Annotated in this window: 19 protein-coding genes; 12 read left to right on the top strand and 7 right to left on the bottom strand. The window is 68.5% G+C overall.

Annotated elements, in window-relative coordinates:
• The first annotated feature begins 19 nt into the window (after positions 1-19).
• Entirely contained in the window at positions 20-1,774 is a 1,755-nt protein-coding gene (locus tag G6N32_RS09705; RefSeq protein WP_115319419.1) for a proline--tRNA ligase, read from the top strand.
• Here G6N32_RS09705 and G6N32_RS09710 read toward each other — a convergent pair.
• Together G6N32_RS09710 and G6N32_RS09715 are read right to left on the bottom strand one after the other, a co-directional pair.
• A complete protein-coding gene (locus G6N32_RS09710; RefSeq protein ID WP_115319420.1) occupies positions 1,771-2,262 on the bottom strand; it encodes a ferritin-like domain-containing protein in 492 nt (163 codons plus the stop codon). The genes G6N32_RS09705 and G6N32_RS09710 overlap by 4 nt on opposite strands.
• A complete protein-coding gene (locus G6N32_RS09715; protein WP_115319421.1) occupies positions 2,259-2,789 on the bottom strand; it encodes a hypothetical protein in 531 nt (176 codons plus the stop codon). Before G6N32_RS09715 ends, G6N32_RS09710 begins: the two co-directional genes overlap by 4 nt.
• Positions 2,790-2,903: 114 nt before the next feature.
• On the opposite strand from G6N32_RS09715, the gene rimP reads away from it, so the two are divergent.
• From rimP to G6N32_RS09755, 8 genes are all read left to right on the top strand, one after another.
• A complete protein-coding gene (rimP, locus tag G6N32_RS09720; RefSeq protein ID WP_115319422.1) occupies positions 2,904-3,437 on the top strand; it encodes a ribosome maturation factor RimP in 534 nt (177 codons plus the stop codon).
• Complete coding sequence (gene nusA / locus G6N32_RS09725) at positions 3,434-4,468, top strand: transcription termination factor NusA (RefSeq protein ID WP_115319423.1); 1,035 nt, start codon at positions 3,434-3,436, stop codon at positions 4,466-4,468. The genes rimP and nusA overlap by 4 nt, the downstream gene beginning before the upstream one ends.
• A gap of 98 nt (positions 4,469-4,566) precedes the next feature.
• Positions 4,567-5,973, top strand: coding sequence for an NAD(P)-binding protein (locus G6N32_RS09730; RefSeq protein WP_163789211.1), 1,407 nt, complete (start codon positions 4,567-4,569; stop codon positions 5,971-5,973).
• 49 nt (positions 5,974-6,022) lie between these two features.
• Positions 6,023-6,406, top strand: a complete 384-nt coding sequence (locus G6N32_RS09735; protein WP_172507309.1) for a YlxR family protein — start codon at positions 6,023-6,025, stop codon at positions 6,404-6,406.
• A gap of 80 nt (positions 6,407-6,486) precedes the next feature.
• Positions 6,487-9,285 (top strand): translation initiation factor IF-2, encoded by a 2,799-nt coding sequence (gene infB, locus G6N32_RS09740; RefSeq protein ID WP_115319425.1) that lies wholly within the window; start codon positions 6,487-6,489, stop codon positions 9,283-9,285.
• A complete protein-coding gene (gene rbfA / locus G6N32_RS09745) occupies positions 9,285-9,818 on the top strand; it encodes a 30S ribosome-binding factor RbfA (RefSeq protein WP_115319426.1) in 534 nt (177 codons plus the stop codon). The genes infB and rbfA overlap by 1 nt, the downstream gene beginning before the upstream one ends.
• On the top strand, positions 9,793-10,791 hold the full coding sequence (locus G6N32_RS09750; RefSeq protein WP_115319427.1) for a DHH family phosphoesterase: 999 nt from the start codon (positions 9,793-9,795) through the stop codon (positions 10,789-10,791). The genes rbfA and G6N32_RS09750 overlap by 26 nt, the downstream gene beginning before the upstream one ends.
• Before the next feature lie 192 nt (positions 10,792-10,983).
• Complete coding sequence (locus tag G6N32_RS09755) at positions 10,984-12,285, top strand: MATE family efflux transporter (protein WP_115321045.1); 1,302 nt, start codon at positions 10,984-10,986, stop codon at positions 12,283-12,285.
• Here the strand turns inward: G6N32_RS09755 and G6N32_RS09760 are convergent.
• The gene (locus G6N32_RS09760; RefSeq protein ID WP_115319428.1) at positions 12,282-12,842 is read right to left on the bottom strand and encodes a class I SAM-dependent methyltransferase; all 561 of its coding nucleotides are present in this window, start codon (positions 12,840-12,842) and stop codon (positions 12,282-12,284) included. The two genes, G6N32_RS09755 and G6N32_RS09760, sit on opposite strands and share 4 nt — an antisense overlap.
• A 447-nt stretch (positions 12,843-13,289) precedes the next feature.
• On the opposite strand from G6N32_RS09760, the gene G6N32_RS09765 reads away from it, so the two are divergent.
• Positions 13,290-15,956: a Calx-beta domain-containing protein gene (locus tag G6N32_RS09765; protein WP_232077584.1), complete on the top strand. Its 2,667-nt coding sequence runs from the start codon at positions 13,290-13,292 to the stop codon at positions 15,954-15,956.
• Positions 15,957-15,963: 7 nt separating this feature from the next.
• On the opposite strand, the gene G6N32_RS09770 is transcribed toward G6N32_RS09765, so the two are convergent.
• The 3 genes from G6N32_RS09770 to G6N32_RS09780 all read right to left on the bottom strand — a co-directional run bounded on the left by G6N32_RS09770 (position 15,964) and on the right by G6N32_RS09780 (position 18,765).
• Positions 15,964-16,722, bottom strand: coding sequence for an enoyl-CoA hydratase (locus G6N32_RS09770; protein ID WP_115319429.1), 759 nt, complete (start codon positions 16,720-16,722; stop codon positions 15,964-15,966).
• 21 nt (positions 16,723-16,743) lie between these two features.
• The gene (locus G6N32_RS09775; RefSeq protein ID WP_115319430.1) at positions 16,744-18,069 is read right to left on the bottom strand and encodes a hypothetical protein; all 1,326 of its coding nucleotides are present in this window, start codon (positions 18,067-18,069) and stop codon (positions 16,744-16,746) included.
• A gap of 144 nt (positions 18,070-18,213) precedes the next feature.
• Complete coding sequence (locus tag G6N32_RS09780) at positions 18,214-18,765, bottom strand: TetR/AcrR family transcriptional regulator (RefSeq protein ID WP_115319431.1); 552 nt, start codon at positions 18,763-18,765, stop codon at positions 18,214-18,216.
• Positions 18,766-18,908: 143 nt separating this feature from the next.
• On the opposite strand from G6N32_RS09780, the gene G6N32_RS09785 reads away from it, so the two are divergent.
• Together G6N32_RS09785 and G6N32_RS09790 are read left to right on the top strand one after the other, a co-directional pair.
• Positions 18,909-19,172 (top strand): DUF2277 domain-containing protein, encoded by a 264-nt coding sequence (locus tag G6N32_RS09785; protein WP_115319432.1) that lies wholly within the window; start codon positions 18,909-18,911, stop codon positions 19,170-19,172.
• Entirely contained in the window at positions 19,169-19,714 is a 546-nt protein-coding gene (locus G6N32_RS09790; RefSeq protein ID WP_115319433.1) for a DUF1802 family protein, read from the top strand. Before G6N32_RS09785 ends, G6N32_RS09790 begins: the two co-directional genes overlap by 4 nt.
• Here the strand turns inward: G6N32_RS09790 and G6N32_RS09795 are convergent.
• Positions 19,625-21,352: a CocE/NonD family hydrolase gene (locus G6N32_RS09795; RefSeq protein WP_115319434.1), complete on the bottom strand. Its 1,728-nt coding sequence runs from the start codon at positions 21,350-21,352 to the stop codon at positions 19,625-19,627. The genes G6N32_RS09790 and G6N32_RS09795 overlap by 90 nt on opposite strands.
• Between the last annotated feature and the right edge of the window lie 57 nt (positions 21,353-21,409).

Below are 21,409 nucleotides of genomic sequence, written 5' to 3' on the forward strand. Positions count from 1 at the left end.
ATCGCTAGGCTTGCCCACTGTGATCACCCGCATGTCCGAGCTGTTCTTGCGCACTCTGCGCGACGATCCAGCCGACGCCGAAGTGCCCAGCCACAAACTGTTGATCCGCGCCGGGTACGTCCGGCCGGTGGCGCCGGGGCTCTACACCTGGCTGCCGCTGGGCCTGCGGGTGCTGCGCAAGATCGAGAAGATCGTGCGCGAGGAAATGGTCGCGATCGGCGGCCAGGAGATCCTGTTCCCGGCGCTGCTGCCGAAGGCGCCCTACGAGACCACCAACCGCTGGACCGAGTACGGCGACGGGGTGTTTCGGCTCAAGGACCGCCGCGGCAACGACTACATGCTGGGACCCACCCACGAGGAGTTCTTCACTCTGACGGTGAAGGGGGAGTACAGCTCCTACAAGGACTTCCCGCTGCTGATGTTCCAGATCCAGACCAAGTACCGCGACGAGGCCCGGCCGCGGGCCGGGATCCTGCGCGGGCGCGAGTTCATCATGAAGGACTCCTACTCGTTCGACGTCGACGACGCCGGCCTCAAGACCGCGTACCACGCGCACCGCGAGGCTTACCAGAACATGTTCAAGCGCATGGCAATTCGCTATGTGATCGTCTCGGCGGTGTCCGGCGCGATGGGCGGTTCGGCCTCGGAGGAATTCCTGGCCGAAAGCGAGATCGGCGAGGACACCTTCGTGCGGTGCGTGGAATCCGGGTACGCGGCCAACGTCGAGGCAGTGGTCACCGCGGTGCCGGAGGCAAGGCCGGCTGAGGAGGTGGCCGGGCTTCCGCCTGCCACCGTGCATGACACCGGCGACACCCCGACCATCGCCACCCTGGTGGAATGGGCGAACTCCGCCGGCCTGGGCCGGGAGATCACTGCCGCTGACACTTTGAAGAACGTGCTGCTCAAGACGCGCGTGCCCGGCGGGGAGTGGGAACTGCTGGCCATCGGGGTGCCCGGTGACCGGGAGGTCGACGACAAACGCCTCGGTGCCGCCTTGGAGCCCGCCGAGTATGCGCTGCTCGACGACGCCGACTTCGCCAGGTACCCGTTCCTGAAGAAGGGATATATCGGCCCGAAAGGCTTGCTGGCCAACGGGGTTCGCTATCTGGTGGATCCGCGGGTGGTGGACGGGACGGCCTGGATCACCGGCGCAGACGAAACCGGAAAGCACGTCGTCGGCTTGGTCGCGGGCCGGGATTTCGTCGCCGACGGCACCATCGAGGCCGCCGAGGTGCGCGACGGCGACCTGTCGCCCGACGGCGCCGGACCATTGGTGTCGGCGCGCGGCATCGAGATCGGTCACATCTTCCAGTTGGGCCGCAAGTACACCGACGCCTTCGCCGCGGACGTCCTCGGCGAGGACGGCAAGCCGGTGCGGCTCACGATGGGTTCCTACGGAGTCGGGGTGTCCCGGCTGGTCGCGGTGATCGCCGAGCAACAGCACGACGAGCTCGGACTGCGCTGGCCGGCGTCGGTGTCACCGTTCGACGTGCACGTGGTGATCGCCAACAAGGACGCGCAGGCCCGCGCCGGGGCGCAGGAGCTGGCCCGCGACCTGGACCGGCTCGGCCTGGAGGTTCTGCTCGACGACCGTACGGCCTCGCCGGGGGTGAAGTTCAAGGACGCCGAGTTGCTCGGTGTGCCGTGGATCGTCGTGGTCGGGCGTGGCTGGGCCGACGGGGTGGTCGAGCTGCGTAACCGGTTCACCGGGGAGAAGCGCGAGATCGCGGCCGACGGTGCCGTCGCCGACATCGCGGCCGCACTCACCCCCTAGGACTCGGTGCCGCCGGGGAACGGCTCGGTCAGCGGCCGGATCCCCAGCACCTGCTTCCAGCGTGCCGTCAGGACCGCCGTCTCGGTCAGCGCGCTGACCCCGAAGGCGCGGTCCTGGTCGGTCGCCGCCTGTTCGATCACCGCACGCCAGGCCGTCGCGCAGTCATCCTCCATGCGGATCGCGAGGTTGCCCGCGTCGGTCGGGGTGTTCACCGCCATCGGCAGCTGATATCCGGCGGCGGGCACCGGTGCCTTGGCCGACCGGCCGGTCAGCATCGCGATGGCCGCTTCGCGTCGCTCGCGGTGCTGGGCCATCGCTTCGGAAACCAGGTCGTTCTCGTCCGGAGAGCTGTGGGCCGAGACGATGCCGTACCCGTAGATCGCCGCGTGCTCGGTAGCCACCGCGTCGAACAGCGCCGCCGCAGCCGCATCAGACGGCCGGTCGGGATTTGCCGTGGTCGACGGAGTCGGAGATGTCGGTGAGGTCATTGCCCGGCCTTCCCGGCGGCGAGCGCCACCGTGTATCCGGCGACGCAGGACGCCGCGATCGAGCCGATCAGCCCGGCCCGGTACCCGGACAGGGTCGGTGCCAGTGACGTGGCGCTGTCGGCCGAGCTGCGCAGCGCGGCGATCACATCGGCCACCGTCGGTGCTGGGGTGGCGGCCGCCGACGTGGCGGTCGGAGCGGTCGAACTCGTCGTCGATGCCGGTTTGCCGGAGAGCCGCGCGACCTCGGCAGCCAGCACCGTGGCGTGCCTCCCGCGCTCGGCCGCCAGCTCGGTCAATGCCGGCGCCAGCGCAGGGGGAGCGGTCTTGGCCGCGGCAGCCGCCAGTTCGCTGTCATGGCGGGCCAACTCGGCCTGTTGCTCCAACGGGTCGGGCTCGGGTGGCGCAGGGTTTCCGCAGGCGGTACCCGCCGCGCCCACCACGGCGAGCAGCGCCAACCCGCGGCCGCCGTCGATGAGAACTCGTCGTCGGGATATCCCGCCGAACGGGCGGGGATCTCGGCTCAGCACGCCAACATCCTGCCATTGCGGCGCCCGGTGCTGGCGTATCGTGGAGGGCTGGCTCTCTCGAGAGCCCTGCATCCGACGCAGCTGATCAGGACAACTCAAGATGAGGAGCTCGCCGTGGCTGGCCGTTCTACGGGGCTACCAACCCAGAAGCAGGTGATCGAGCTACTCGATGGTGAGTTCGTGCGCGCCGGATACGAAATCGAAGACGTCGTAATCGACACCCGCCCGCAGCCGCCGCGCATCACCGTCATCGCCGACGGCGACAAGCCGCTGGACTTGGACACCGTCGCCGCGCTGTCCCGCTCGGCCTCGGCACTGCTGGACGACCTGATCAGCGGCGAGGACGCCTACGTCCTCGAAGTCACCTCGCCCGGTGTGGACCGGCCGTTGACCGCGGAAAAGCATTTTCGTCGTGCGCACACCCGCTTGGTCGACGCCGAACTGGTCGACGGAACCACTGTCACCGCCCGGTTGGGCATGGTGTCCGACGACGCCGTCGACTTGGTGGTGCGCGAGCGCAACGATTGGACGGTGCGCCGAATTCCGCTGGCCGACATTGTCAAAGCTGTTGTCCAGGTTGAGTTTTCACCACCAAAGCCACGCGAGCTCGAACTTGCGGGAGCAGCCGGAACGGAGGCCGAAGCATGAACATCGACATGACCGCCCTGCATGCGATCGAGATCGATCGCGGTATCTCGGTCGACGAGCTGCTCGACACCATCAAGACGGCGTTGCTGACCGCCTACCGGCACACCGAGGGGCATCAGCCCGACGCGCGCATCGAGATCGACCGCAAAAGCGGTGCGGTGCAGGTGATTGCGCGCGAGACCGACGAAGACGGCAACCTGATCAGCGAATGGGACGACACGCCAGAGGGATTCGGCAGGGTGGCGGCGACGACGGCCCGTCAGGTCATGCTGCAGCGATTCCGTGACGCCGAGAACGAGCGCAGCTACGGGGAGTTCTCCGCCCGGGAAGGCGACATCGTCGCCGGTGTCATCCAGCGCGACGCCCGCGCCAATGCGCGCGGCCTGGTCGTCGTGCGGCTGGGCAGTGAAACCAAGGGCGCCGAAGGTGTCATCCCGGCCGCCGAGCAGGTGCCCGGAGAAACCTACGAGCACGGCGACCGGTTGCGCTGCTACGTCGTCGGAGTCAGCCGCGGTGCGCGCGAACCGCTGATCACGCTGTCGCGCACCCACCCGAACCTGGTTCGCAAGCTGTTCTCGCTGGAGGTGCCCGAGATCGCCGACAACTCGGTCGAGATCGTCGCGGTGGCTCGAGAGGCCGGACATCGGTCCAAGATCGCGGTCAACTCGAAGATTCCGGGGCTCAACGCGAAGGGCGCCTGTATCGGCCCGATGGGTCAGCGGGTGCGAAACGTGATGAGCGAACTGTCCGGCGAGAAGATCGACATCATCGACTTCGACGAGGACCCGGCGCGGTTCGTCGCCAACGCGCTGTCGCCGGCCAAGGTCGTCTCCGTCTCCGTCATCGATGCGAACACCCGCGCGGCGCGGGTGGTGGTGCCCGACTTCCAGCTGTCGCTGGCGATCGGCAAGGAAGGGCAGAACGCCCGACTGGCCGCCCGCCTGACCGGGTGGCGCATCGATATCCGCAGCGACGCCGCAGCGCCGGAAGCCGACCCGCACCGTGGCGCGTCGCATGACGTGGAGCAGTGACGAAACCGGGCGCTGAGCTGCTGATGTAGCCGCATCGGCCTTCGGTGGGTACACCATCGTCAATTAGATGGGTGCACCATCGTCAAAGGGGGAATCCGTTGGCAGAACTCGGGGCTGCGCAGTCCGTCGACGTGCTCGTGGTCGGAGCGGGTCCGACCGGGCTGACGGCGGCCGATGCGTGTGTCGCCGCCGGGTCTTCGGTGGCCGTCGTGGAGCGCACCGGCTTTGTGGGCGGGTTGGCGCGTCCGGCAACGGTGGCCGGCCATGACGTCGACCTCGGCGGTCACCGGCTGCTGTCCGCGACGCCGGAGCAGCGCCGGGTGTGGCTGGACTTCGCCGACCGGCTCGGCGGTATCCCGATGTCGGACATCGACCGGCACAGCGGAATTCTGCGGGAAGGTTACGTGGTCAGCTATCCGTTCGACTGGCGGCAGTTTCGCCATTCGGCGCCGCTGTCAGTCCGTGCCCGCGGCGCAGCTTCGCTCATCGCCTGGAAGCTGACGGCGCCGACCGGCCGCACCGACGACACCCTCGATGACTGGGTCAAAAACCGGTACGGGCCGTACCTGTCGGAGAAGTTCATGGCCCCGCACGCGCGGAAGGTGTTCGGTATCGACCCGAAGAACATTCCGGCGGCGTGGGCGTCGCAGCGGATCCTCTCGCCGCGACTTGCCTCGGTACTGGCCACCGCGTTGCCGCGGCTGCGGGAATCGACGCGTCCCGACGAGCCGACCGACAGGTTCATCTACCCGCACGGCGGGGCGGGGGTCCTGTGGTCGCGCCTGGCCGCATCGTTGGGACGAAAAGTCGACTGGCTGTTCGACTCCACCGTGGCCGCTATCACGAGGTCCAGTGGCGGACGATTCACCGTCACCATGTCGGGCCACGGCGGAGAGCACGTCGTGTCCTGCGGGCGGATCATCTGGACCGGGCGACCCGATGACCTTGCCACGAGCCTGGGGCTGACCGAGCTGTCCGCCGCCATCGCGCGGGCCTCCGGACGGCGCGACCTCGTCGTCGGCGTGGTGCGACTGCCCGACGCGCCGCCGACCTGGCATGGCTACCAGTGGCTGTACACCCACGACGCCGGCGTGCGGGCGCACCGGTTCAACAACTACGGCGAGTGGAAGACACTGAATTGTCCGTCCGGCGTCATCGGCCTGGAGTACGCCGTGCCGTCCGGTGAGGCGTTCGACGTTGCATCCACTGCTTCGAAGGACATGTCCATCCTGCTCAACGGGGGTTCCTTCGAGTTCCTGGGATCCGAGATGACCGCCGACGCCTATTCCAACTTCGACGCCGCCGCGCACCTGTTCGACGAGCTCGACACGGCACTTCGGCGGTTCGGCGCCGGGATCATCGCCACGGGACGTCAGGGCGCCGGGATCTACATCAACCTCGACCAGGCCAGGGAGCTGGGAACGCGGGTGGGCGCACTGCCCGCCGACCTCGCGGGCGTGGTCGGGCGGGACGAATATTCGCGGTATCAGGAGAAAGCGGGCTGAGGACGGGACCCGCGTCGCCCAGCCAAGGGTGGTTCTGGGCGGCGCCGCGATGACGGTAGACTATGCCGTGATCCAGCGCGAGACTCCGGCTTCCGAGAGACCGCATCGACGTACCGAAGGTCCGGTGCGGACATGTGTCGGGTGCCGGAAGCGAGAGTTGGCCGTCGATCTCCTCCGAGTGGTGGCTGTGTCGAACGGGAACGGCCATTGCGCCCTAACCGTTGATCAGGCAGGTAACCTCCCGGGGCGGGGTGCGTGGCTGCACCCCGATGACCGGTGCCTGCAGGCAGCGTTCCGACGGCGAGCTTTCGGGCGAGCGTTGCGCATCACCGGTTCACCGGATACATCCGCGGTGGTCGAGTACGTCGAGAGATCGACGGACCAGACCAGCCCGGCAAGAGAACAGGCAGCGAAGAACATGAGCACACCGTGAAGTCCCGACGATGACCATGCGTCGTAGCTAAACCCGAGGCGCGGCCTACCACCGCTGTCGCCTCTTGAGTAGGAGATGTAGTGGCAGGTAAGGCCCGCGTACACGAGTTGGCCAAGGAACTCGGTGTCACCAGCAAGGAAGTTCTCGCCCGACTGAGCGATCAGGGCGAATTCGTCAAATCCGCGTCGTCGACGGTGGAAGCCCCCGTCGCACGCCGCCTGAGGGAGTCGTTCGGCGGCGGTAAGCCCGACAAAGCCCCGGCGAAAGCCGCCCCGGCCGGCGCGGCCGGAAACGGAGCGCCGGCACCCAAGCCCGCGCCCGTCGCCGATGGCACTGTGGCGACGGCGCCGCGCGCGACGCCGGGACCCAAGCCGTCCGCCCCGGCCCCGGCTCCCGCCCCGGCTGCGCCGACTCCGGCACCGCCCGCGCCTGCAGCTCCGGCCGCACCCGCCCCCGCGGCCTCGGCGGCCCCTGCCGCACCCGCGGCACCCGCGCCGGCCGGCACCCCGGGGCCGACGCCCGGTCCCCGTCCGGGACCGGCCGCGCCGAAGCCGGGCATGCCCCGGCCGCCGCGCGTCGGCAACAACCCGTTCTCTTCGGCTCAGCCCGTCGAGCGTCCCGCGCCCCGCCCCCAGGGCCCGCGTCCCGGGCCCGGTGCCGGTGGTCCGCGTCCCGGCGCGCCGCGTCCGGGTGGAGCCACACCCGGCAACATGCCTCCTCGGCCGCCCGGCGCCCGCCCCGGTGCGCCCGGTCGCCCCGGCGCCCCGCGTCCGGGTGGCGGTCCCCGCCCCGGCGGTGGTCCCGGTGGTGGCGGTCGTCCCGGTGGCGGCGGTGGCGGTAACTACCGCACCGGCGGTCCCGGTGGCGGCGGTGGCGGCGGAGCTGCTGCCGGCGGCTTCAGAGGCCGTCCCGGCGGCGGTGGTCCCGGTGGTGGCGGTGGTCGTCCCGGTCAGCGCGGTGGCGCGGCCGGTGCGTTCGGCCGTCCCGGCGGTGCGCCGCGTCGCGGCCGCAAGTCGAAGCGGGCAAAACGCGCCGAGTACGAGAGCATGCAGGCCCCGGTCGTCGGTGGCGTGCGGTTGCCGCACGGCAACGGCGAGACCATCCGGCTGGCCCGTGGCGCATCGCTGAGCGACTTCGCCGAGAAGATCGACGCCAACCCGGCCGCATTGGTCCAGGCGCTGTTCAACCTCGGTGAGATGGTGACCGCCACCCAGTCCGTCGGTGACGAGACGCTCGAACTGCTCGGCAGCGAGATGAACTACGTCGTGCAGGTCGTCTCGCCGGAAGACGAGGACCGCGAGCTGCTGGAGTCGTTCGACCTCACCTACGGCGAGGACGAAGGCGACGAGGGCGACCTGGAGGTCCGCCCGCCGGTGGTCACCGTCATGGGTCACGTCGACCACGGCAAGACCCGACTGCTGGACACCATCCGCAAGGCCAGCGTCCGCGAGGGCGAGGCTGGCGGCATCACCCAGCACATCGGCGCTTACCAGGTGACCGTCGAGCACGACGGTGTCGTCCGCCCGATCACCTTCATCGACACCCCGGGTCACGAGGCGTTCACCGCCATGCGTGCCCGCGGTGCGAAGGCCACCGACATCGCGATCCTGGTGGTCGCCGCCGACGACGGCGTCATGCCGCAGACGGTGGAGGCCATCAACCACGCGCAGGCCGCTGATGTGCCGATCGTGGTCGCGGTCAACAAGATCGACAAGGAGGGCGCCGACCCGGCCAAGATCCGGGCCCAGCTCACCGAATACAACCTGGTTGCCGAGGACTTCGGTGGCGACACCATGTTCGTCGACATCTCGGCCAAGAACGGCACCAACATCGAGGCGCTGGAGGAAGCGGTCCTGCTGACCGCCGACGCGGCACTGGACCTGCGGGCCAACCCCGATATGGAAGCCCAGGGCGTGGCCATCGAGGCGCACCTGGACCGCGGCCGCGGCCCGGTGGCCACGGTGCTCATCCAGCGCGGCACGCTGCGGGTCGGCGACTCCGTTGTCGCCGGCGACGCCTACGGCCGGGTTCGCCGGATGGTCGACGAGCACGGCGAGGACGTCACCGAGGCATTGCCGTCGCGACCGGTGCAGGTCATCGGTTTCACGTCGGTGCCAGGTGCCGGCGACAACTTCCTGGTTGTCGACGAAGACCGCATCGCCCGCCAGATCGCCGACCGGCGCAGCGCGCGTAAGCGCAATGCACTGGCCGCGCGTACCCGCAAGCGGATCAGCCTGGAAGACCTGGATTCGGCGCTGAAGGAAACCAGCCAGCTGAACCTGATCCTCAAGGGCGACAACTCGGGCACCGTCGAGGCGCTCGAGGAAGCCTTGCTGGGCATCGAGGTGGACGACGAGGTGGAGTTGCGCGTCATCGACCGCGGTGTCGGTGGCGTCACCGAGACCAACGTCAACCTGGCGTCGGCATCGGACGCGATCATCATCGGGTTCAACGTGCGCGCCGAGGGCAAGGCCACCGAACTGGCCAACCGCGAGGGTGTGGAGATCCGGTACTACTCGGTGATCTACCAGGCGATCGACGAGATCCAGAGCGCGCTCAAGGGCATGCTCAAGCCGATCTACGAGGAGAAGGAGCTCGGCCGCGCCGAGATCCGCGCGATCTTCCGGTCGTCGAAGGTCGGCAACATCGCCGGCTGCCTCGTGCAGTCCGGCATCATGCGGCGCAACGCCAAGGCGCGGTTGCTGCGTGACAACGTCGTCATCGCCGAGAACCTCACGGTCTCCTCGCTCAAGCGGGAAAAGGACGACGCCACCGAGGTGCGCGAGGGTTACGAATGCGGTCTCACGCTGACGTACTCCGACATCAAGGAAGGCGACGTCATCGAGACCTACGAGCTGGTCGAGAAGGAGCGCGTCTAGTGGTTGATGTTGGCAGGGCCCGCAGGCTCTCCAAGCGCATCGCCACCATCGTCGCCTCGGCGATCGAGTTCGAGATCAAGGATCCGCCGCTGGCGTTCGTGACGGTCACCGACACCAAGGTGACTGGTGACCTTCACGACGCCACCGTGTATTACACGGTGCGCGGCAAGACCCTCGACGACGAGCCGGACTATGCCGGTGCGGCCGCGGCGCTCGAACGTGCCAAAGGCACCCTGCGTACCAAGGTCGGTGCGGGCACCGGTGTGCGGTTCACTCCGACCCTGTCCTTCGTTCTGGACAAGGTGCCCGACACCGCGCAGAAGATGGAGGAGCTGCTCGCCAAGGCGCGGGCTGCTGACGCCGATGTGGCCCGGATTCGGGCCGGGGCCACTCCTGCGGGAGACGCGCAGCCGTACCGTGTGGTAGGAGAAGAGGGGGACGTTGGGCAGGAGCGCAGCGACCCGGGAAATGTGAACAGTTCTTCTTCGCAGGACGACCAGGACGCCGGTGACCGCGATCGACTCGACGACTGAGATCACCCGCCCATCGCGGCGGGTGGACGCGCACGGCGCCGTCGAGGTCCTGCGTGGCGCCGGCGCGGTCAGCGTCATCTGCCACGTCCACCCCGACGCCGACAGTGTGGGAGCCGGGCTGGCGTTGGCGTTGATTCTCGAGCGTGACGGTGTCGACGTCGAAGTGAGTTTCGCGACGCCGTCGACACTGCCGGAATCCCTGCGGATGCTGCCCGGGGGACACCTGCTGGTGGCCCCCGGTGACATGCGCCGCGACGTCGATCTGGTGGTGACTGTCGACGCCCCGAGCGTGAACCGCCTCGGCGCGCTGTCGGAGTTCACTCAGCTCGGCTGCGCGGTGCTCGTCATCGATCACCACAAGTCGAACACCCTGTTCGGCAGCGTGAATCTTGTTGATCCGAAAGCGGATTCGACCACCATGGTGGTCGCCGAGCTGCTCGACGCGTGGGGCAAGGAGATCGACCGGGACGTGGCGTCATGCCTATACGCCGGGCTGACCACCGACACCGGCTCGTTCCGGTGGGCATCGCCGGGTGCCTTGCGGCTGGCCGCGCGCCTGGTCGAGCTCGGGGTGGACAATGCCGCGATCAGCCGGGAGTTGTTCGACACGCATCCGTTCGTGTGGCTGCCCTTGCTGTCGCGGGTACTGTCCCGCGCACAGTTGGTGCCCGAGGCGGCAGGCGGGCGCGGGCTGGTCTTCGCGGTGGTCGCTCACGAGGAGTGGATGGAGAACCGCTCCGAAGAGGTCGAGAGCATCGTGGACATCGTCCGCACCACGCACGAAGCCGAGGTCGCCGCGGTCTTCAAGGAGATCGAGCCCGGGCACTGGTCGGTGTCGATGCGGGCCAAGAGCTATGACCTGGCGGCGGTCGCCAGCGGTTTCGGCGGCGGTGGGCACACGTTGGCCGCCGGGTACTCCGCAGCCGGACCGATCGACGACGTGGTGGCGCAGCTGACCGCCGCCCTTGGCTGAGTCGGGTCTTGGCCCGCACCGCTGTCGCGTCATCGAATTTCACCTTTGGTAGCGATCTACTCGTAGTTCGCGTGCACAAGGTGAAACTCGATCCCACTACGACGAAGACGGTGGTTTGGCTTGGCTGACTCGTCTCACGATGACTCCGGTGGGCAGGAGTGGAGCGAGCAGGGCAAGGGTTCGGTAACCAGCCTGCGGATCGCGGCGCTGGCGCTTCCCGCGCTGGGTGTCCTTGCCGCCGAACCGATCTATCTGCTGTTCGACATCGCGATTGTCGGCCGGCTCGGTGCGCTGAGCCTGGCCGGCCTGGCGATCGGCGGCCTGATCCTGTCGGTGGTCAGCGCCCAGCTCACCTTCCTGTCCTACGGGACGACGGCTCGCTCCGCGCGCTTCTACGGCGCGGGTAACCGGGCCGCGGCCGTCGGCGAAGGGGTACAGGCCACCTGGCTGGCGCTCGGGATGGGCGTCGCGATCGTGGCTGCCGTGCACGTGGCCGCGGTTCCGATTGTGTCGGCGATCGCGGGCACGAAGTCCGGCGGTGGCGACATCGCCGGGGCCGCGTTGCCCTGGGTGCGGATCGCGATCTTCGGTGTGCCGGCCATCCTCATCTCCGCGGCAGGCAACGGCTGGATGCGCGGTGTGCAGGACACCATGCGCCCGCTGCGCTACGTGCTGGTGGGTTTCGCCGTCTCGGCGGTGCTGTGCCCGTTGCTCGTCTACGGCTGGCTGGGCCTGCCACGGCTGGAACTGGCCGGTTCGGCGATCGCCAATCTGGTTGGGCAGTGGCTGGCCGCGACCCTGTTCTGCTGGGCACTGCTCGCCGAGAAGGTGTCGCTGCGGCTGGACACCTCGGTGCTGCGCGCGCAGGTGGTGATGGGCCGTGATCTGGTGTTGCGGACCCTGGCCTTCCAGGCCTGTTTCGTGTCGGCCGCCGCGGTGGCCGCCCGGTTCGGGGCGGCGGCGGTCGCCGCGCATCAGGTCGTGTTGCAGCTGTGGAATTTCCTTGCGCTGGTGCTGGATTCACTTGCGATCGCCGCGCAGTCGCTGGTCGGCGCCGCGCTCGGCGCGGGCCGCGCGGAGCACGCGAAGTCGGTCGCATGGCGGGTGACGGTGTTCTCCGCGATCGCCGCCGCCGTGCTCGCGTTCGTGTTCGCAGCAGGCGCATCGGTGCTGCCGGCGCTGTTCACCGACGACCGGTCGGTGCTGGCGGAGATCGGGGTGCCGTGGTGGTTCATGGTGGCCCAATTGCCCATCGCCGGAATCGTGTTCGCTCTCGACGGGGTGCTGCTGGGCGCCGGCGACGCGGCGTTCATGCGTACCGCGACATTGGTCAGCGCGCTGGTCGGTTTCCTGCCGCTGATCTGGCTGTCGTTGGTGTTCGGCTGGGGGCTGCTCGGCATCTGGTCGGGCCTGAGCGCGTTCATGGTGCTGCGACTGGTGTTCGTCGGGTGGCGGGCGTTGTCCGGGCGCTGGCTGGTGCCAGGCACGAATTAGCGGCGGGCGATTGCCGCCCAGCCGAAGTCGTTGGTGCGCACATCGATTCGCTCGAATCCGGCCGCGGTCAATCGGTCCGCCAGGTCGGCCGGATCGATCGGATTGTAGGTGTCGCCCACATGTGCGGCAGCCATGTCGTCGTCACCGATGCCGTCGCTGGCCACCAGCGTGGCGCCCGGCCGCAATACCCGGGCCACCTCGGCGAACAGTCGGTCCTGCAGCTCGGCGGTCGGAACGTGGTGCAGCATCGTGAAACACGCCGCACCCGAGAACCGCGCGTCGGGGAACTCCAGTGCGGTCGCGTCGCCGCGCACGATCCGGACCGACGGCTCCCCGGCGAACCGCTCGCCGAGCATCGTCGCGAGCCGTTCATCGATCTCGACGCACGTCACCTGTGGCACAGTCCGGCTCAGCACGTCGGTGGCCGCGCCGAAGCCCGGCCCCACTTCCAGGACGTCATCGCCCAAGTCGGTGTCACCGAGGACCCACGGCAGGATCTGCTCCCGCATGATCGTGCGCCATTCGTCACTGCCGCAGACCTCGTGCGCCTCGTTCATGCGGTCAAGCGTAAATGAGTAGCCCGTCAAATATGTTGTGTGCCTATGTATCGATTTTTGCTGAGTTACTTCCCAGCGCCTCGCTGGTGGGCTATTAATGACGTTGCTGGTACATCGATTCGTGACGGGGGCTCCATGAGTTCGACCAACTTTGGATTTCGCATCGGTTCCGCAGCGTTCGCCATGGGCCTGGGTGTGGCAGTTGCCAGCAACCCCGGAGTCGCCCTAGCTGAAGGCCCGGACTCGGGTTCTACCGCGCATTCCTCGACATCCTCGAAATCGACCGACTCGTCAGACTCCGCTGATTCGAACCGATCAGGGCCGCGCACTGTCGGCTCGTCCCGGCGTGCGGCGCAGCAGCCCCGCGTCGCCGCCGACCCGCAGAAGAAGTCGAACACCCGGTCGTCGGCAACGCGACCCAGCACCGCTGCTCGGTCAGACGCGCCGGTGACCACCTCCGCAGACGCCACACCCCCGGTGACGACGCAGGCCGGCGAGCGGGCGGATCTCGGCGCGCCGAACACGGCCGCCGCCGTAACGCCTGCAACCGAACAGAATTTGCCAGCTATCACCACCGTGCCGGTGCCTGCGGCCCTCGTTGCCCCGGCGCGGCACGCCGCGGCTGTCGCGGTTCGCCCACCGAACATCGTGTCGGGATTTCTGTCACTGTTCGGACTGAGGCCGGGCACCGGCCTGCCGCCGGCCCCGATCCAGCTGCTGACCGGTGCGCTGGCACTGATCAGGCGCGACATCGAGTCGGTGGTCAACCAGGTGACGGCGTGGACGGCCGCTCCGGCCACCCGCAGCCTGTCCGCCGCCGCCACCGGCACGACCACCACGGTCACCTGGGCGTGGGGGTCGAACCCGGTGCTGGCGTTCAACCCGGCCACCGACAAACTCGATTTCGGCTGGATGCAGCCGGGCCAGTTCACCGTCGTCGAGAGATCCGGATCCGTGGTGATCGGGGTCGTCGACAACAACCACTCCTACACGCTGCAGGGAGTCAGCCTGGGGCAGCTGTCGACGACCAACATCGTCGCCAAGGACGCGGGCACCGTGGCCAAGTGGCAGTCGCTGATCAGCGGCGCGCAGACCGCGCTTCCCAGCGTCTCGGTCGCCGACACGACGGTCACCGAAGGCAACAGCGGCACGACGAAGGCCGCGTTCACGATCACCCTGTCGAAGGCCAGCACCAAACCGGTGACGGTGAACTACACGACCGCCAACGGCTCGGCCACCGCCGGCCAGGACTACACGGCCGGCTCCGGTACCGTGACGTTCGCCGCGGGGCAGGTGTCGCAGGTGGTGAACGTCAACGTGCTCGGCGATGCGACCGTCGAACCGACTGAGACGTTCACTGTCACGCTGTCGAATCCGTCGGGTGCCACCCTCGGTCGGGCCACCGCGACGGGCACCATCACCAACGACGACGCCGCACCCGTGCTGCCGAGGATTTCTATTGCGGACGCCACCGCGGCTGAGGGCAACAGCGGCAGCGCTTCGATGGGGTTCACGGTGACGCTGTCCACAGCGTCGACCACCACGGTCACCCTGAACTACACGACGGCCAACGGCACAGCCACCGCCGGCCAGGACTACACAGCCGGTTCCGGCACGGTCACGTTCGCGCCCGGGGTCACCTCGCAGGTGATCAACGTCGGCGTGCTGGGGGATACCACGGTCGAGCCGACCGAGACGTTCACGGTCACGCTGTCGAATGCGTCCGGCGCCACCATCGCCGACGGCTCGGCGGTCGGCACGATCACCAACGACGACACCGCGACGACACCGGGCGGAACCGCGCAGTGGGGCACGAGCTTCTTCGCGCCGTACATCGACATGGGCGCCTACCCGGTGCCGAATCTGCTCGCGCTGTCGAAGACCTACGGCACCTCGCTGGTGACGCTCGGCTTCATGCAGGCCGACCAGAACGGCAACCTCGCCTGGGCGGGATTGGCTGCGCTGGAACCGAGTTCGACCAACGAACAGGCGGTTGCCATCAACACGTCGATCGCCACGTTCAAGGCGGCCGGCGGCGACGTGATGATCTCGTTCGGCGGCGCGTCGGGCACCAGCCTCGCCCAGGCGTATGCGGCCAAGGGCCGCAGCGCCCAGGAGCTGGCCAACGCCTACGCCGCGGTGATCGACACCTACGGCGTCACCCATATCGACTTCGACATCGAGGGTGCTGCCGTCGCCGACCCGGCGTCGGTCGCGCTCAACAGCCAAGCCCTCGCGCTGCTGCAGAAGCAGAAGCCGGAGCTGCACATCTGGTACACGCTGCCGGTCTTGCCGACCGGGCTGACCGCCGACGGACTCAACGTCGTGGACTCCGCTGTCAAGGCCGGGGTCAAACTCGACGGCGTGAACGTGATGGCGATGGACTATGGCGAGTCCGCAGCGCCGACAAGCGGTGCGGGCGCAAAAACCATGGGCGCGTATGCGATTCAATCAGCCCAGTCGACGTACACGCAGCTGAAGTCGCTGTACGGCAAGTACGGGCAGAGCTTCGGCTACAGCCAGATCGGTGTGACTCCGATGCTTGGCGTCAACGACGTCCTCACCGAGGTGTTCACCGTGGCCGACGCGCAGGCGCTGGAAGACTTCGCCCGCGCCAACGGCATCGGCATGCTCTCGATGTGGCAGGTGCTCCGCGACACCCCGGGAACCCTGGGGCAGGCGAGCACCGGGGCTTCCGGATTGAGTGATCCGCAGGGCGCATTCAGCAAGGTGTTCAACGATTACGGCACGATCAACGTCGTCGACTACAGCAGCACCGGGGGAACCGGTGGCACCGGGGGAACCGGCGGCACCGGCGGCGGCACCCCGGTGACCGGCGGCACGACGACGACGATCACGTGGGGCTGGGGCAGTAACCCGGTGCTCAGCTTCAACCCGGCGAAGGACACCCTGGACTTCGTCTGGATGCAGCCCAGCGAGTTCGACGTCACCGAGAAGGCCGGTTCCGTGGTGATCTCCGTGGTCGGCAACAATCACACGTACACGCTCCAGGGCGTGACGCTGAGTCAGCTGCAGGCCGGCAACATCATCGCGAAGGACGCCGGCACGCTGGCCAAGTGGCAGAGCCTCATCGCCGCCGCGAAAGCGGTGTAGCGAGAAGCTATTTCACCTGGCTGCGACCACGTTCGATCACCGAGGCGCGGCTGGCGGCGATGTCGTCACCGGATGTCGCTGCCATCCACTTCCTGGCCGACATCGCCTCGATCCACAGTCCCGAGCCGGTCTGGTCCTCGTCGATGCGGTGATATGACGTCAGCAGCGCGCGGACGGCCTTCTGGTTGTTGCCGACGATCGAGGCGGCCACCGCCCGCGCGGTGGGAAGAAGCTCGTCGTGGGCGACGACCTGGGTCACCAACCCGGCCCGCAGCGCGTCGTCGGCGGACAGGTAGTCCCCGGTGAGGCTCATCCGCCGGGCCATTCCGACGCCCACCTTCTGCGGCAGCCGCACGCTCAGGCCCCATGTCGGCAGCAGCCCGACCCGGGCGTGGGTGTCGGCGAAGCGGGCGTTCTCAGAGGCGATCAGGATGTCGCAGTACAGCGCGAGTTCGAGTCCGCCGGTCACGGCAGCGCCGTTGATCGCACCGATGACGGGCTTGGTCATGGGCGGCCACTTGGGGGAGATGTCGGGCAGCTCGGTGGTGTCGCCGAGTTCCTTGAGGTCCAGCCCCGCGCAGAACACCGGGTCGGCGCCGGTGACGATGATGACGTCGACGCCCTCGTCGGTCTCCGCCTCGCGAAGCGCGCTGAAAAAACGGCTTCGCAGTGCGCTCGACAGCGCGTTACGCGAGTTGGGCCGATTCAGCGTCACCGTGCGGACGCGGTCGGTGGTGTCAATGAGCAGGATGTCGTCGCCGGTCATAGGGACACCGTATCGGCACCCCTAACGTCCCGGGCGTGCGCTCCGGCTCGCCGAGCGGTGAGGTGCCGTCGCGGGACGCGGTGAACCGCCGGCGGTGACGGCTGGACCGCTATGGGGCTGCGGCGCCCCTGGATTGACGGCCGCCGCCGGGTGCGGCGCGGCCGCGGCGGTTCGCGCGGGCAGCGGCGGGCGCACAACTGCCGCAGGCGAGGTGTGTCCGGGTGTGGTGCCGCTCGGTGCCGGCTCGACTGCGACGGCGATGGCGACGGCATCGACGACCCGTAACCGGTCGGGTGCCTGACGATCAACCGATGTTGTTGGGGGAGTTGGGGAAGAAGGAAATACCGGCTGCGGGATCGATGGTGCGGTCACGTCGGTGCTGATGTGCTCCGGCGGCGTGCAGGTGTCGATCAAGGACTGCAGACGGTCCTGCAGTGAGTGATCCGGCTGATGCTCCGAGCGCAGGGACGCCTGATGAATCGCCGCTGCCGCCACCGAGCAATCGTGAACTTCGACGACGCCGCCGAACATCGGTACGCCGCCGAGTGCACTGGGGACGTACCACGCCAACCACATCGGGCCCGCTGCGGCAGCCCTGCTCTCCTGGATGACCGTGGACAGTTTCTGCTCGGCGACGGCCGGGTCGGCGGGCACCATGGCCTGCAGCACACGGACGCCGCCGTCGTCGATCCGCACCCCGAAGACATCGACGGGGACGACGTCGAGGAACTGCTCGACCGAGTGTCGGTCTCCGGCGCTCATCGGGAACGTCACTCGCATCCGCGGTGTGCTGGGCGAGGGCGACGCGGGCGACACCGTCATCGTCAGGCCGGTGTCGCCTGCGGTTCGCCGCACGATGTCGAGGAGGTCGGACCCCGGGGTGTGGCTGTCGGTGATCGCCAGTTGGTTGGCATCGTCGTCGTCCCGGAACCAGTCGATCCTGCCGTCGGTGTGGGCGGCGATCACGCGGAGTCGTTCCGCGTCGTCGGCGATCTGCGCGGAATCGAGGTGCGACTGCCGTCGGACCGTCACGGGTTTGTCCGGCGTCACCCAGAATTCGACGTCTTCGATGTAGTTCGAGACCAGGCTGATCCGGGTCTCGGCGATTCGGTTCGCCACCGCGACCAGCTGGGGCGGCGTCGCGTCGGGGACGTCGACCGCGACGGTGAAGACGATGCCGTCGGCGTAGCTCTGGTCGTGATACACCCACGCGTCGGTCACTCCCGGCATCGAGATCAGCGCGGACTGGAGGCTGTTGGCGATCTCGGTGAGGTTGCCGGGAGCGCCGCAACCAGGAACGACAGCGGCACCGGCGAGCAGAGCGAGAGCTGAAAGGGTTCGGCCCACTCGTCGCATTCGCAACGGACCTCCAACCCTTCGTCACATGGACTGCGAGCTTGTGTGACGCGCTCAGCGCAGACCAGGGGCAAATCTACTCCCGCGCAGCATCCTTGGGCTGCAGACGTGCCGGACCAGCGGCCGGGAGGTTGCTCACAACACGTCTACGTCCACCTCCAGATCGATCCACGTGAGGTCGCACGCGGTCAGAACCCATCGGCCGACGATCGTGGTGACCAGGGCGTCCACCTGAGCCGCACCATCGTGCCGGCCGACGGCCTGGGCGCACATCCGGCGCAGGTCGGCCGAGACACCGGTGATCCGTGGTGCGACGTCCGCTATCCGGTGCGAGTGCGCAAGCGACGTGCCCAAAAGTGCGCAGGCCATGCGTAATCCGTTGAGTTCGGGATCGGTGAAGCGTTCCGATCCGATCCCGGCCGGTGTCATGGCGATGTCGTAGGCCCGGTCCAGCGCGCCGCGATACAGCGGTGCCTTGCCTGGAAAATAGTGATGGATCGCCGGTCGGGTGATGCCGACGAGATCGGCGACCTCTTGCACGGTGGCGGCGTCATATCCGCGATAGGCGAAGACGCGGATCGCGGCGGTGATGATCATCTCGCGTCGCGCATCGGTGTTCGAGCCGCGCGGCCGGCCGACTGTCCGTTTGATCACTCGAGCTCGAGGTGACGCCAGTCCCGCGGTCATGGTGCACCCTTCTCGTCACACGAATTCGACACACTTGGCGGCCAGGCTAGGTCGTGAACGTGTGAGTCAGATGGGTGCCGGATATCAATCCGATCAGCACTTCGCCCGTGAAGTCCGGGGTGAAGGCGGGCATGCTGGGGGCTATGTGCCGAAACATCACCGAGTTGCGTGGCCTTGAGCCGCCCGCCACCGACGAAGAGATCGCTGCGGCGGCCCGCCAGTATGTGCGCAAGGTCAGTGGGATCACCCGGCCGTCTGATGCCGTCGCCGAAGCGTTCGAGATCGCGGTCGCCGAGGTCGCGGCCACCACGGCAAGGCTGCTGGAGCAGTTGCCCACCCGCCGCCAGCCACCGAAATCCATTCCGCCGCTGCGCCGCCCCGAAGTGCGGGCGCGGCTCGCAACATGACCACTGCGCTCAAGGAGTGGAGTGCGGCGGTGCACGCGCTGCTGCAGGGCCGGCAGACCGTGCTGCTGCGCAAGGGCGGCATCCACGAGAAGCGGTTCGCCGTGGCAGCCGAGCAATTCTTGTTGTTCCCCACCGTGGCGCACAGCCATGCCGAACGGGTGCGCCCGGAACATCGGGACCTCCTGGCGGGCGCGGAACCGGACAGCACCGATGACCATGTCGTCATCAGAGCTGCCGCCAAAGTGGTTGCTGCTGTCGCGGTTTCGGATCCGCAGGGGCTATCCGACATCGAGGACCTGCACATCTGGACGGCCGGATCGGTGCAGGCCGACCGGCTGGACTTCCGGCCCCGTCACGAATTGACGGTGCTGGTGGTGCAGGCTTTCCCGCTCGCCGCGCCGATCCGGTTGGACCGGGTCCCGAGCTATGGCGGTTGCACCAGTTGGGTGCAGCTACCCGCGACTGCCGCCGTCGGCGCCCCGGTCTACGACGCCGCGGCCCTGGCCGGAGTGGCCGCTCGGGTTCGCGCTGCCGTCGCCTGAGGGCAGGTCCGCTGATGCGGGCAGGTGCAGCGCGGACACCCCACCGGCCCCGTGGTGCACGGTGTGCAGGGAGGGCACCATCCGCTGACCGGTGAGCACCGGTTCGCCGGTTCCGAGATTGCGTGCGTACCGCGGGTGTGAGCCGCCGGCGACGAGCACCCGGATCCGGGTTCCGGCGGTGAAGCGATGTGCGATGGCGTCGAGCTCGAGTCGAACCGGCCCCGGTGGCGCGGAATCGAGCCGTCGGTACCCGTCGCTGACGTTTCGGGAGCGCCCGCGGGCATCGACCTCGCTGATGCGCACGAACACGTCGGCGTGCGCGATGTCGGCGTGGTGGGCCAGCTCGATCACCGGCTCGCCGAACACATACAGATCGGCGTCCAGCGGACCGCTGGTGAAGCTCAGCACGTCGGCCCGCTCGGCGAGCCGTGCATCATCGCGGTAGCCGCTCAGCTGCGACAGCAGCCGGCCGCCGATCGTCGGGGTCGGGTCGGCGGGGTCGTAGCGGAACGTCGATGGTGCCGCATCGGCCGGTGGCGCGGTGGCGGCGAGCCGTCCGCCTGGCTGCAGGTACATGACACCCGTACCGGTGGGCGGCGGCCAGTCCGGCAGGTCGATCCAGCCGTGATGGGCGACGTGCACCCGCACGGGGCTGCGCCGGGCGTTGGTCGGGGCAGCGGCCAGATGCGTACCGAGCCAGTCCAGAGTCTCGGTGGCGGCGATGCCGCCCGCCTTCATGATCATGTCGGTATGGGTCCACGGCCCGACCGTCATCGCGACGTCGACCCCACGCCCGCGCAGGTGGCGATACTGCGCGAGGGTCTGCTCCAGGAACAGGTCCTGCCAGCCGCTGAGCAACAGCACCGGTATCTCGCAGCGGTCGAGCGCGGCGGTCATCCGCATGGTGTCCCAGAACGGGTCGTCGGCCTCGGGGTGGTCGATCCACGACTCGTACCACGGTGACGCGGCGCCCAGCAGCGCGCGGCCGGCTGCCCCCAGCGGCAACCCCGACGTGGCCTGTTCGAGCCGTCGCGCCGCACGGGTCTGGAAGGCCAGGCGGCGCAGGCTGGCCTGCTCCTGGTGGCCGACCATGTCCGACCAGCCCAGGAAGTCGTTCAACGAGAACGATCCGGTGCCCCACGACGAGGCGTGGAAGTCGTGCGGGCCGACGGTGATCACCGCGGCGACCAGCTCGGGTGGCGGATCGGACAGCAGCGCCCACTGGGTGAAGCCCAGATAGGACAGCCCGATGGTGGCGAACGTGCCGGTGAACCACGGCTGCTGGCGTAGCCAGGCCACGGTGTCGGTGGCATCGTCGGCTTCGTGGACCATCGGCACGAAGTCGCCGCCGGACCCGAATGTGCCGCGCACACTCTGCAGCAGGACGTGGTAGCCGCGGGCGGCGTAGAGCTGTGCGTAGACCAGGGAGAACGGAAAGGCCCGGCCGTACGGGCAGCGGACCAGGATGGTGCCCAGCGGTGTGCCCTCGGGCGCATAGTGGGTGGCCCGCAGGATCGCGCCGTCGCGCATCGGCACCCCGACGCCGCGATGCACGGCATAGTCCGTGGTCGGCGGCGAAATGCGAAGAGCGCGGAAAAGCGATCGGTCGACGATCTTTCGAACCCGGCTGCTGTGCACGCCTCTCAGAATATGTAGCGCGAACCGGCGTGTTCACCGGTGGGGTTCATCACCCAG

The sequence above is a fragment of the Mycolicibacterium aichiense genome (genome assembly GCF_010726245.1).
Lineage (GTDB): Bacteria > Actinomycetota > Actinomycetes > Mycobacteriales > Mycobacteriaceae > Mycobacterium > Mycobacterium aichiense.

Coding starts and splice junctions, on each gene's coding strand:
- G6N32_RS09770 (WP_115319429.1), bottom strand. CDS start 16,722: ATGACCGGCGACGACATCCTGCTCATTGACACCACCGACCGCGTCCGC.
- G6N32_RS09735 (WP_172507309.1), top strand. CDS start 6,023: ATGACGGTAGACTATGCCGTGATCCAGCGCGAGACTCCGGCTTCCGAG.
- nusA (WP_115319423.1), top strand. CDS start 3,434: ATGAACATCGACATGACCGCCCTGCATGCGATCGAGATCGATCGCGGT.
- G6N32_RS09790 (WP_115319433.1), top strand. CDS start 19,169: ATGACCACTGCGCTCAAGGAGTGGAGTGCGGCGGTGCACGCGCTGCTG.
- G6N32_RS09760 (WP_115319428.1), bottom strand. CDS start 12,842: ATGAACGAGGCGCACGAGGTCTGCGGCAGTGACGAATGGCGCACGATC.
- G6N32_RS09780 (WP_115319431.1), bottom strand. CDS start 18,765: ATGACCGCGGGACTGGCGTCACCTCGAGCTCGAGTGATCAAACGGACA.
- G6N32_RS09710 (WP_115319420.1), bottom strand. CDS start 2,262: ATGACCTCACCGACATCTCCGACTCCGTCGACCACGGCAAATCCCGAC.
- G6N32_RS09785 (WP_115319432.1), top strand. CDS start 18,909: ATGTGCCGAAACATCACCGAGTTGCGTGGCCTTGAGCCGCCCGCCACC.